9 protein-coding genes are annotated in these 12,124 nt (G+C 64.1%); 3 read left to right on the forward strand and 6 right to left on the reverse strand.

Going from position 1 to position 12,124, the window contains the following annotated elements; genetic code table 11:
* Positions 1–3 precede the first annotated feature (3 nt).
* Positions 4–450, forward strand: coding sequence for a hypothetical protein (locus ACK6AU_RS18810; RefSeq protein ID WP_022639928.1), 447 nt, complete (start codon positions 4–6; stop codon positions 448–450).
* A 173-nt stretch (positions 451–623) separates the two neighbouring features.
* Entirely contained in the window at positions 624–1,115 is a 492-nt protein-coding gene (locus tag ACK6AU_RS18815) for an excinuclease (RefSeq protein WP_085595630.1), read from the forward strand.
* On the opposite strand, the gene ACK6AU_RS18820 is transcribed toward ACK6AU_RS18815, so the two are convergent.
* Positions 1,083–1,982 (reverse strand): LysR family transcriptional regulator, encoded by a 900-nt coding sequence (locus ACK6AU_RS18820; protein ID WP_185697422.1) that lies wholly within the window; start codon positions 1,980–1,982, stop codon positions 1,083–1,085. The two genes, ACK6AU_RS18815 and ACK6AU_RS18820, sit on opposite strands and share 33 nt — an antisense overlap.
* A 152-nt stretch (positions 1,983–2,134) precedes the next feature.
* Here ACK6AU_RS18820 and ACK6AU_RS18825 point away from each other — a divergent pair, with 152 nt between their 5' ends.
* Positions 2,135–3,370, forward strand: coding sequence for an MFS transporter (locus ACK6AU_RS18825; protein ID WP_409300645.1), 1,236 nt, complete (start codon positions 2,135–2,137; stop codon positions 3,368–3,370).
* A gap of 90 nt (positions 3,371–3,460) precedes the next feature.
* On the opposite strand, the gene ACK6AU_RS18830 is transcribed toward ACK6AU_RS18825, so the two are convergent.
* From ACK6AU_RS18830 to ACK6AU_RS18850, 5 genes are all read right to left on the reverse strand, one after another.
* Complete coding sequence (locus tag ACK6AU_RS18830; RefSeq protein ID WP_085595636.1) at positions 3,461–3,808, reverse strand: YgiW/YdeI family stress tolerance OB fold protein; 348 nt, start codon at positions 3,806–3,808, stop codon at positions 3,461–3,463.
* A 135-nt stretch (positions 3,809–3,943) separates the two neighbouring features.
* Positions 3,944–5,011, reverse strand: coding sequence for a uroporphyrinogen decarboxylase (gene hemE / locus ACK6AU_RS18835; RefSeq protein ID WP_185697419.1), 1,068 nt, complete (start codon positions 5,009–5,011; stop codon positions 3,944–3,946).
* 229 nt (positions 5,012–5,240) lie between these two features.
* Positions 5,241–6,659 carry an FAD-dependent oxidoreductase gene (locus tag ACK6AU_RS18840; RefSeq protein WP_022639922.1) on the reverse strand — a complete coding sequence of 473 codons (1,419 nt, stop codon included), beginning with the start codon at positions 6,657–6,659 and terminating at the stop codon, positions 5,241–5,243.
* A 121-nt stretch (positions 6,660–6,780) separates the two neighbouring features.
* Positions 6,781–11,229, reverse strand: coding sequence for a glutamate synthase large subunit (gltB, locus tag ACK6AU_RS18845; RefSeq protein WP_185697418.1), 4,449 nt, complete (start codon positions 11,227–11,229; stop codon positions 6,781–6,783).
* Positions 11,230–11,577: 348 nt separating this feature from the next.
* Positions 11,578–12,124: SPOR domain-containing protein (locus ACK6AU_RS18850; protein ID WP_409300641.1), on the reverse strand; the 547-nt coding region annotated here is incomplete at its 5' end.

The raw sequence follows: 12,124 nt of genomic DNA on the forward strand, positions 1-12,124 counted from the left end.
GGAATGTCCTCCCTGCTTCGCGCCACCTTGATCGTCCTCGCCCTGCTGGGCACCGCGGCCTGCACCAGCAAGCCGATGTACACCCCCAACCGCATCATCCCGGCCACCATCCAGACCGACCACGAGCAGGTCAAGCAAGCGATCCTGAAGAACCTGGTGGCCCGCCAGTGGACCGTGCGGCAAATCGGCCCCGAGCTGATCCAGGCGGATATCACCGTGCGCGAGCAGTTCTACGCGAAGATCGATATCCAGTACTCCGCCAACCACTACAAGATCGTCTATCGCGACAGCCGCGCCCTGGACTACCAGGACGGCAAGATCCACAAGAACTACATCCGCTGGGTACGCCTGCTGGACAAGGGCATCCTGCGTGACCTGCGCGACGGCCAGAACCAGCGCACCGCGCAGCAGCTGTCGGACTCGGCGAAGGCCTTTCCCGCGGCCCAATGACCCCTGTGGCCGCTGTCGGGCGCCAGCGGGGCTACGCACGCGCGCAACGCGGGCGCAGATCCTGAAGGCTCGGCGGCTCGGCAACGGCTAGGGGATCGATCAGCGTCTACACTCGCAACAGCGGGCCGACGCGCCATGACGGCTTGCCTTTCACATCCGTCAAGGAGCCGACCATGCAAGTGAAAGCGCTGATTGCCCTGGCCCTGCTGTCCGTCTTCAGCCCTGACAGCCGGGCCACCAACCTGATGTACATGCCCTTCGAGAGCGTGGTGTCCGATGCCCTGCGCGCCGGACGCCTGGATGGCAGCGTGAAGTTCTACCTGGCGGGCAACCCGCACCCGGCGGTACTCCAGGTCAAGGTCACCGAGCTGGCCACCAACAAGAAGACCAACGCCTTCAACAAGAGCGATATCGCCGCCTGCGAATGGGCCCTGCAATCGGCCCTGATCACCCTGCAGGCCGCAGCCAAGCGGGTCGGCGCCAACGCCGTGACCAACATCGTCAGCTACTACAAGCAGCGCGTGCGCAAGGACCTCAACACCTACGAGTGCCGCGCCGGGGTGTTGATGGCCGGCGTGGCGTTGCGCGGCGACCTGGTGTTCCTGCAAACGCCGCCCCGCCCCAACAGCCCCTCAGCACGCGGCCCCGGTCTTGCGCGTCAGTAGCTCGACGAAGGCCTTGGCCATGGGCGAGCACTGGTCCTTGCGCTGCACCAGCCATACCGCCGTCATGGCTTGCGGGTCCAGCAGCCGGCGATAGACCACGCCGTCGATACGCATGCGCTGGTAGGACGCCGGCAACACCGAGACCCCAAGGCCCGCCGCCACCAGGCCGATGATGGTCATGGCCTCCGAGGCCTCCTGGGCAAAATGCGGGGTGAACCCGGCATCCCGCGACAGGTTCAGCAACTGGGCATACAAGCCGCTGCCATAGCTGCGGGGAAAGAACACGAAGGGCTCGTGGGCCAGCTCGGACAGGTACAGGCCTTCTTCGCGACCTTCGGCCAGCGGGTGCTTGGAACCGAGCACCGCCACCAGTGGCTCGCGCAACAGCTCCACCACCGACAGCGAATCCGGCAGGGGCAAGGGCCGCATGATGCCGACCTGGATGGCCTGGTCCACCAGTGCCTCGGCCACCTGGGTGCTGCTCATTTCCTTGAGCTTGAGGTGCACGGCGGCAAAGCGTTGGCGAAAGGCGAAGATTGCCTGGGGAATCGTCGAGTTGAAGGGCGCCGACGAGGTGAAGCCGATCTTCAACTCGCCCAGTTCGCCCAACTGCGCACGGCGGGCCACATCGGCGGCCTTGTCCACCTGGGCCAGCGCCAGGCGAGCCTCTTCGAGGAACAGCCGGCCGGCCTCGCTGAGCTCGACCCGACGATTGGTGCGCTCGAACAAACGCGCGCCGATCTCTTGCTCCAGGGCCTGGATCTGCTGGCTCAAAGGCGGCTGGGAAATGCCCAGGGCCTGGGCCGCGCGGCCAAAGTGCAGCTCCTCGGCCACGGCGATGAAGTAACGCAGGTGACGCAATTCCATGGGGATCCCATTGAGTCGTAGAACCTATCAAACAGGTCGAACAATATATTGGAATGAATTATTAGCCAGCTATATGCTTTTTTCATTGCCTGCCTGGCTGCGTTCCCCCCGAGGTCTCCGTGAAAACCGCTGTCGCCCCGCTTGCCCACGAAATTCCCTCCACGCCCCTGGACGAAGTAGTCGCCCAACTCAACGACGCCTATATCGAGAAAGGCACGCCGCTGTTCATGCGCACGGTGCTGGCCCTGTTCTCCGGCGGTTTCGCCACCTTCGCCCTGCTGTACTGCGTGCAACCGATGATGCCGTTGCTGTCCCTGGAATTCTCCATCAACGCCGCCCAGAGCAGCCTGGTGCTGTCGGTCTCCACCGCGTTGCTGGCCGTGGGCCTGCTGGTCACCGGGCCGATTTCCGATCGGATCGGGCGCAAGCCGGTGATGGTGGCGGCCCTGTTGGCCGCGGCCCTGTGCACCATCGCCAGCGCCCTGATGCCCAGCTGGCATGGCGTGCTGGTGATGCGTGCGCTGGTGGGGCTGTCCCTGAGCGGGCTGGCGGCGGTGGCCATGACCTACCTCAGCGAAGAGATCCACCCCCAGCACATTGGCCTGGCCATGGGCCTGTACATTGGCGGCAACGCCATCGGCGGCATGAGTGGGCGGTTGATCACCGGGGTGCTGATCGATTTCGTCAGCTGGCACACGGCGATGCTGGTGATCGGCGCTCTGGCGCTGATCGCCGCGGCGGTGTTCTGGCGCATCCTGCCCGAGTCGCGCAACTTCCGCCCACGCTCGCTGCACCCACGCAGCCTGCTGGACGGCTTCACCCTGCACTTTCGCGATGCCGGCCTGCCGCTGCTGTTCCTCGAGGCCTTCGTGCTGATGGGGGCCTTCGTCACTCTGTTCAACTACATCGGCTATCGCCTGCTGGCCGCGCCGTACCACATGGACCAGGCGTTCGTCGGCCTGCTGTCGGTGGTGTACCTGTCGGGGATCTACAGCTCGGCCAAAGCCGGCGCCCTGGCCGATCGCCTGGGGCGGCGCAAGATGCTCTGGGCCACCATCGTGCTGATGCTCGCCGGCCTGGCCCTGACCCTGCTGGAGCCGCTGCCGGTGGTGATCATCGGCATGCTGGTATTCACCTTCGGTTTCTTCGGGGCGCATTCGGTGGCCAGCAGCTGGATCGGCCGCCGCGCCACCAAGGCCAAGGGCCAGGCCTCGTCGCTGTACCTGTTCAGCTACTACGCCGGCTCGAGCATCGCCGGCACCGCGGGTGGGGTGTTCTGGCACCTGGCGGGCTGGAACGGCATCGGCCTGTTCATCGGCGCCCTGCTGCTGGTGGCATTGCTGGCGGCCTTGAAGCTGGCCAAGCTGCAACCCCTGGCGGCGCCCTGAACCGAAGACGAGCCTACCGGCGCCCGACTCTCGCAGGGCATCTGCAAGGTCGGGCGCCGGCATCGGTATCGCCTGGGATGAGCGAGCGGCTTACTTGAGGATTTCCACCAGGTCGACGTCGATCTCGCGCTTCATCAAGCCCTTCTCCACCTCGCCGGTCAGCTTGACCAGGGTCTTCTCGTTGAAGGGCACCGGTGGCAGGTTCTCGTCGTCGATCTCGACGGTGATGGTGCCGCTGGAATCCTTGAATTCGTACTTGTCGTCGTTATCCAGTTTCTTGGTGACATAACCCTGGAGCACCACCGGGGTGTCGTCCGAGGCATCCTTGGCGGCGGCAACGGTGGTGACCGCCTGGGCGCCAGGGCCGGTATAGCCGGTGGCCAGGGCAGCGGTGCTGAACAGCGGGGCGAGCAAGAGGGCGAGGTAACGGGTTTTCATGGCAGTGATCCATTCTGGGTGTCGATGCCGATGAGGTTAACCACCCAGGCTGAATTGAAACTTAATCCGCCCCGTTGCCCTTTCAGCGGCAAGAAAAAGCCCGGCCAGGGCCGGGCTCGATCACCGCAGGCGCGGTTACTCGTGGTATTGCGCCGACAGCTCGTGCACCGCCCGCAAGAAGGCACCGGCGTGTTCCGGATTCACTTCCGGGGTGATGCCATGGCCCAGGTTGAACACGTGGCCGCTGCCCTTGCCGTAGCTGGCGAGGATGCGCGCGACTTCCGCGCGGATCGCCTGCGGGTTGGCGTAGAGCACGGTGGGGTCCATGTTGCCTTGCAGCGAGACCTTGGCACCGACCCGGCGCCGGGCTTCGCCGATATCGCAGGTCCAGTCCAGGCCCAGGCTGTCCGCGCCGGCCTCGGCAATGCTTTCCAGCCACAGGCCGCCGCCCTTGGTGAACAGGATCACCGGCACCTTGCGTCCTTCATGCTCGCGGATCAGGCCGCTGACGATCTTGCGCATGTAGGCCAGGGAGAACTCCTGGTAGGCCGCCGCCGAGAGGCTGCCACCCCAACTGTCGAAGATCTGCACCGCCTGGGCGCCGGCCTTGATCTGGCCGTTGAGGTAGGCGGTGACCGACTGCGCCAGCTTGTCCAGCAGCAGGTGCATGGCTTGTGGATTGTCGTAGAGCATGGCCTTGGACTTGCGGAAGTCCTTGGACGAACCGCCCTCGACCATGTAGGTCGCCAGGGTCCAGGGGCTGCCGGAGAAACCGATCAGCGGTACACGGCCGTTGAGTTCGCGGCGGATGGTGCTGACCGCATCCATCACGTAGCCCAGGTCCTTGTGCGGATCGGGGATCGGCAAGGCCTCGATGTCGGCCAGGGTACTGACCACTTTCTTGAAGCGCGGACCTTCGCCGGTCTCGAAGTACAGGCCCTGGCCCATGGCGTCAGGGATGGTCAGGATGTCGGAGAAGAGGATCGCCGCATCCAGCTGTGGATAACGGTCCAGGGGCTGCAGGGTGACTTCGCAGGCGAACGCAGGATTCATGCACAGGCTCATGAAGTCACCGGCGTTGGCGCGGCTGGCGCGGTATTCAGGCAGGTAGCGCCCGGCCTGACGCATCATCCACACCGGGGTGACGTCTACGGGTTGCTTGAGCAGGGCACGGAGGAAACGGTCGTTCTTCAGGGCAGTCATGTCGGCATCCGGAAAAAAAGTGGGGGCATTTTCTCAGAGCGCGACATAAAAGGCACGGCAAGAGCCGTGCCTTTTATGTATCGGGTCAATTTGTCGCGGACTACAAGCAGCTATTTGAGCGTCGCGAGCGAAGGCAAGGCAAGGCGAAAACAGACGAGGAAGCGGAGTTGACTGCTGTCAATGAGCATTCCGAGTCTGTTTTCAACGCAGCATTGCCGAGCGCAGCAGCTTAAACGCCCAGGTAGTCGAGGATGCCTTCGGCGGCGTTGCGCCCTTCGAAGATCGCCGTCACCACCAGGTCGGAACCGCGCACCATGTCGCCACCGGCGAAGATCTTCGGGTTGCTGGTCTGGTGCTTGTACTGGCCCTGTTCCGGCGCCACCACGCGGCCCTGGCTGTCGGTCTGGATCTGGAACTGCTCGAACCACGGCGCCGGGCTCGGACGGAAGCCGAAGGCAATGACCACGGCATCGGCCGGGATGATCTCCTCGGAACCCGGGATCGGCTCGGGGCTGCGCCGGCCACGGGCGTCCGGTTCGCCGAGACGGGTCTCGACCACCTTCACGCCTTCGACCTTGTCTTCGCCGACGATGGCGATGGGCTGGCGGTTGTAGAGGAACTTCACGCCTTCTTCCTTGGCGTTCTTCACCTCTTTGCGCGAGCCGGGCATGTTGGCTTCGTCGCGGCGATAGGCGCAGGTCACCGACTTGGCACCCTGGCGGATGGACGTGCGGTTGCAGTCCATCGCCGTGTCGCCACCGCCGAGCACCACGACCTTCTTGCCGTTCATGTCGACGAAATCTTCCGGCGACTTCTCGAAACCCAGGTTGCGGTTGACGTTGGCCACCAGGAAGTCCAGCGCGTCGTACACGCCCGGCAGGTCCTCGCCGGCAAAGCCGCCCTTCATGTAGGTGTAGGTGCCCATGCCCATGAACACCGCATCGAACTCGGCGAGCAGTTGCTCCATGGTCACGTCCTTGCCCACCTCGGTGTTGAGGCGGAACTCGATGCCCATGCCGCTGAAGACTTCCCGGCGATTGCTCAGCACGGTCTTCTCCAGCTTGAACTCGGGGATACCGAAGGTCAGCAGGCCACCGATCTCCGGGTTCCTGTCGAATACCACCGGCGTCACGCCACCCCGTACCAGCACGTCGGCACAGCCCAGGCCCGCCGGGCCGGCACCGATGATCGCCACGCGCTTGCCGGTGGGCTTGACCTTGGACATGTCCGGGCGCCAGCCCATGGCGAAGGCGGTGTCGGTGATGTACTTCTCCACCGAGCCGATGGTCACCGCGCCGAAACCGTCGTTGAGGGTGCAGGCGCCCTCGCACAGGCGGTCCTGCGGGCATACGCGGCCGCAGACCTCCGGCAGGGTGTTGGTCTGGTGCGACAGCTCGGCGGCGGCCAGGATGTTGCCCTCGGCCACCAGCTTGAGCCAGTTGGGAATGAAGTTGTGCACCGGGCACTTCCATTCGCAGTAGGGGTTGCCACAACCCAGGCAGCGATGGGCCTGTTCGACCGATTGCTGGGGTTTGAAAGGCTCGTAGATTTCCACGAACTCTTTCTTGCGCTGACGCAGCAGTTTCTTCTTCGGATCCTTGCGCCCGACATCGATGAACTGGAAGTCGTTATTCAGACGTTCAGCCATTTTTCAAAACCTCTATACAGCAGCTGCAAGCTATAAGCTGCAAGCCGCAAGTCGATCACTAATGCCCGGCGAACCTCGTACTGCTTCGCTTGCAGCTCGAGGCTCGCCACTTGCAGCTGCTTTATTGCGGGTTGGCCCGGGTGCTGGAGAGCAGGTTCTTCAGGTTCGCCGCCTTCGGCTTGACCAGCCAGAAGCGACGCACGTAGTCGTCCAGGTTTTCCCAGAGCTCGCGGCCCCATTCACTACCGGTTTCCTCGACGTACTCGCCCAGCACGCGCTGCAGATGGCTGCGATAAGCCTCCATCGCCTCGCCGGTGATCCGCTGGATCTCCACCAGTTCATGGTTCAGCTTGTCGACGAAGCTGTTGTCCATGTCCAGCACGTAGGCGAAGCCACCCGTCATGCCTGAGCCGAAGTTGTAGCCGGTCTTGCCCAGGACGCAGACAAAACCACCGGTCATGTATTCGCAGCAGTGATCGCCGGTGCCTTCCACCACGGTATGGGCACCGGAGTTGCGCACGGCGAAACGCTCGCCCGCGGTGCCGGCGGCGAACAGCTTGCCGCCCGTGGCGCCGTACAGGCAGGTGTTGCCGACAATGGCGCTGTCCTGGGTCTTGTAGGCGCTGCCCTGGGGCGGGACGATCACCAGCTTGCCGCCGGTCATGCCCTTGCCCACGTAGTCGTTGGCGTCGCCTTCCAGGTAGAGGTTCAGGCCACCGGCGTTCCACACGCCGAAGCTCTGGCCCGCAGTGCCCTTGAAGCGGAAAGTGATCGGCGCCTGGGCCATGCCCTGGTTGCCGTGGACCCTGGCGATCTCGCCGGAAATCCGCGCGCCGATGGAACGGTCGCAGTTGCAGATATCCAGTTCGAACTCGGCACCGCTCTTGTCGTTGATGGCCGCGCGCGCCATCTCGACCATCTTCTCGGCCAGCAGGCCCTGGTCGAACGGCGGGTTGCGGTCCACCTGGCAGAACTGCGGCTTGTCCGCCGGCACGTGGTCGCTGCCCAGCAACGGGGTCAGGTCCAGGTGGTGCTGCTTGGCGGTCTGGCCTTCGAGCACCTGGAGCAGGTCGGTACGGCCGATCAGCTCTTGCAGCGAACGCACGCCCAGCCTGGCCAGCCACTCACGGGTCTCCTCGGCCACGTAGGTGAAGAAGTTCACCACCATGTCGACGGTGCCGATGTAGTGGTCCTTGCGCAGCTTGTCGTTCTGGGTGGCGACGCCGGTGGCGCAGTTGTTCAGATGGCAAATGCGCAGGTACTTGCAGCCCAGGGCGATCATCGGCGCGGTGCCGAAGCCGAAGCTCTCCGCGCCGAGGATGGCCGCCTTGATCACGTCCAGGCCGGTCTTCAGGCCGCCGTCGGTCTGCACCCGGACCTTGCCGCGCAGGTCGTTGCCGCGCAGGGTCTGGTGGGTTTCGGCCAGGCCCAGTTCCCATGGGGCGCCGGCGTACTTGATCGAGGTCAGCGGCGAGGCGCCGGTGCCACCGTCGTAGCCGGAAATGGTGATCAGGTCAGCATAGGCCTTGGCCACGCCGGCGGCGATGGTGCCGACCCCGGCCTCGGCCACCAGCTTCACCGAGACCAGTGCCTGGGGGTTGACCTGCTTGAGGTCGAAGATCAGTTGCGACAGGTCTTCGATCGAATAGATGTCGTGGTGCGGTGGCGGCGAGATCAGGGTCACGCCCGGAACCGCATAGCGCAGCCTGGCGATCAGGCCGTTGACCTTGCCGCCGGGCAGTTGGCCGCCCTCGCCGGGCTTGGCGCCCTGGGCCACCTTGATTTGCAGCACTTCGGCGTTGACCAGGTATTCCGGGGTCACGCCGAAACGGCCAGTGGCCACCTGCTTGATCTTCGAGCTCTTGATGGTGCCGTAGCGGGCCGGATCTTCACCGCCCTCGCCGGAGTTGGAGCGCGCGCCCAGGCGGTTCATCGCCTCGGCCAGCGCCTCGTGGGCCTCCGGCGACAGGGCACCGAGGGAGATGCCGGCGGAGTCGAAACGCTTGAGGATCGCCTCCAGGGGCTCGACTTCACTGATGTCCAGCGGCGTGTCCAGGGTCTTGACCTGGAACAGGTCGCGGATCATCGACACCGGGCGGTTGTCCACCAGCGCGGTGTATTCCTTGAACTTGGCGTAGTCGCCCTGTTGCACCGCGGCTTGCAGGGTATTGACCACATCCGGGTTGTAGGCGTGGTACTCGCCGCCATGGACGAACTTCAGCAGGCCACCTTGCTGGATCGGCTTGCGCGGGCTCCAGGCTTCGGCGGCCAGGGCCTTCTGCTCGGCCTCGATATCGACGAAACGCGCGCCCTTGATCCGGCTCGGCACCCCACGGAAGCTCAGGTCGCAGACTTCCTCGGACAGGCCGATGGCTTCGAACAACTGTGCACCACGGTAGGACGTGATGGTGGAGATGCCCATCTTCGACAGGATCTTCAGCAGGCCCTTGGTGATGCCCTTGCGGTAGTTCTTGAACACCTCGTAGAGGTCGCCCAGCACCTCGCCGGTACGGATCAGGTCGCCCAGCACTTCGTAGGCCAGGAACGGATAGACCGCCGAGGCACCAAAGCCGATCAGCACCGCGAAGTGATGCGGATCGCGGGCCGTGGCGGTTTCCACCAGGATGTTGGAGTCGCAGCGCAGCCCCTTTTCCACCAGGCGATGATGCACCGCGCCAGTGGCCAGGGAGGCGTGGATCGGCAACTTGCCCGGGGCGATATGGCGATCGCTGAGGACGATCTGGGTGCGGCCGGCCCGAACGGCTTCCTCAGCCTGGTCGGCGACATTGCGGATCGCCGCTTCCAGGCCGACGCTCTCGTCGTAGTTGAGGTCGATGATCTGGCGCTCGAAACCCGGGCGCTCCAGGTTCATCAGCGAACGCCACTTGGCCGGGGAGATCACCGGCGAGCTGAGGATCACCCGGGAAGCGTGTTCGGGGGATTCCTGGAAAATGTTGCGCTCGGCACCGAGGCAGATCTCCAGGGACATGACGATGGCTTCGCGCAGCGGGTCGATCGGCGGGTTGGTGACCTGGGCGAACTGCTGGCGGAAATAGTCGTAGGGGGTGCGCACGCGCTGGGACAGCACGGCCATCGGCGTGTCGTCGCCCATGGAGCCCACCGCTTCGTAGCCCTGCTCGCCCAATGGTCGCAGCACCTGGTCACGCTCTTCGAAGGTGACCTGGTACATCTTCATGTACTGCTTGAGCTGGTCGACATCGTAGAAGGCCGAACCGTGGTCGTTGTCTTCCATGGTGGCCTGGATGCGCAAGGCGTTCTTGCGCAGCCATTGCTTGTATGGATGACGGGACTTGAGGCGGTTGTCGATGGCGTCGGTGTCGAGGATCTGCCCGGTCTCGGTGTCCACGGCGAAGATCTGGCCCGGGCCGACCCGGCCCTTGGCGATCACGTCCTCGGGCTGGTAGTTCCAGACGCCGATTTCCGAGGCCAGGGTGATGAAGCCGTTCTTGGTGGTGACCCAGCGCGCCGGGCGCAGGCCATTGCGGTCCAGCAGGCAGACGGCATGGCGACCATCGGTCATGACCACGCCGGCCGGGCCGTCCCAGGGCTCCATGTGCATGGAGTTGTATTCGTAGAACGCGCGCAGGTCGGCGTCCATGGTCTCGACGTTCTGCCAGGCCGGCGGAATGATCATGCGCACGCCGCGGAACAGGTCGATACCCCCGGTGACCATCAGTTCCAGCATGTTGTCCATGCTCGAGGAGTCGGAACCCACGCGGTTGACCAGCGGGCCCAGCTCTTCGAGGTCGGGGATCAGGTCGTTGGCGAACTTGGTGCGGCGGGCCATGGCCCAGTTACGGTTGCCGGTGATGGTGTTGATCTCGCCGTTGTGGGCGAGGAAGCGGAAGGGCTGCGCCAGCGGCCACTTCGGCAGGGTGTTGGTGGAAAAGCGCTGGTGGAACACGCAGATCGCGGTCTGCAGGCGCTCGTCGCCCAGGTCCGGATAGAAGGCGGCGAGGTCCGCCGGCATCATCAGGCCTTTATAGATGATGGTCTTGTGGGAAAAGCTGCAGATGTAGTGGTCGGTGTCGGCGGCGTTGGCCACCGAGGAGCGACGCCGGGAGCTGAACAGCTTGATGGCGAAGTCCTGGTCGCTCAGGCCTTCACCGCCGATGAACACTTGTTCGATCTGCGGCAGGCGCTCCAGGGCCAGGCGCCCGAGCACACGGGTGTCGATCGGCACCTTGCGCCAGCCCAGCAGTTGCAGGCCCGCGGCCAGGATCTCGCGGTTCATGTTTTCCCGCGCGGCTTCGGCCTTCGCCGGATCCTGGTTGAAGAACACCATGCCCACGGCGTACTGCTTGGGCAGGTCGGTCCCGAAGTGCTCCTTGGCGACAGCGCGCAGGAACAGGTCGGGTTTTTGTATCAACAGACCGCAACCGTCGCCGGTCTTGCCGTCCGCGTTGATCCCACCGCGGTGGGTCATACAGGTCAGGGCCTCGATGGCCGTTTTCAACAGGGTATGACTGGGTTCGCCCTGCATATGGGCGATCAGGCCGAAACCACAGTTATCCTTAAATTCATCGGGTTGGTACAGACCTGCTTTCATAGACACTTTCTCACCAGGCTGTCTCTTTTCGAGACAAATTTCTTTTCAATTCAACCTGTTACCTTCCACGTCGAACGTACGCCGACTTTGCAGGGGCAAAAGGGAGGTCATTGTACACACCGACACATAACCCCACAAATTTAACGACGATCTGTCGCAAATTCGTGTCGCATTTATGAACGTTTTAAAGCGATACGCTGTGCTAGTCAAAAAGTTTTGTCTTTGACTGCAGCGACTCAAAAACTACTGTGACGCAGACACCACAAAGCACGCGGCCTGTAGGGCAGCATGCTGATGCGGAAATTTGAGGTTGCCTGGAGAGGCGGCCTGGGTAAGGCCGCCGAATCTTCAGCGGGCTGTTGCGAGTTCTTGTTGAACGCTGGCGACAGTGCGAGGCCAAGGTTTACCAGCCTGAACCTTCGCTGGCAAGGATTTGATGGCGCTGACCGCAGCATCGCGGCTTGCGAAGTTGCCGTAGGTGATCACATACAGCGGCTTGCCGTTGAGGACTTTCTTGAAGTAGCGGTACTCGCCACCCTGTTCCTTGACGAAGTTCTGCGCGGTAGCTTCCGAGCTGGTACCCAGGATCTGCACCACGTAGTTGCCAGGCGCCTGGCCGGCGTACCAACTGCCACCGGCCGCTGCCTTGGCCACGGTGAGCGGTTTCTCGGCGGGTTTGGCGGCAGGAGCAGGCTTGGCGGCCGCTGGCTTTTCCACTGGCACAGGCTTGGGTGCAGGAGCGGGCTTGGTCACCGCTGCACCCACAGCGCCCCCCCCGCCCTCCCGCCCTTCCCGCCCCGAGTCCCTCCGGAACAGAGCCGGCCTCCCCGCCCCGTTCAGCCCCCCCAACCCCCCCGCAACCCCCCCCGCGGGCACCGAGCCCAGCTCACGACGC

The sequence above is a fragment of the Pseudomonas sp. KCJK8993 genome, assembly GCF_046230915.1.
GTDB lineage: Bacteria > Pseudomonadota > Gammaproteobacteria > Pseudomonadales > Pseudomonadaceae > Aquipseudomonas > Aquipseudomonas piscis.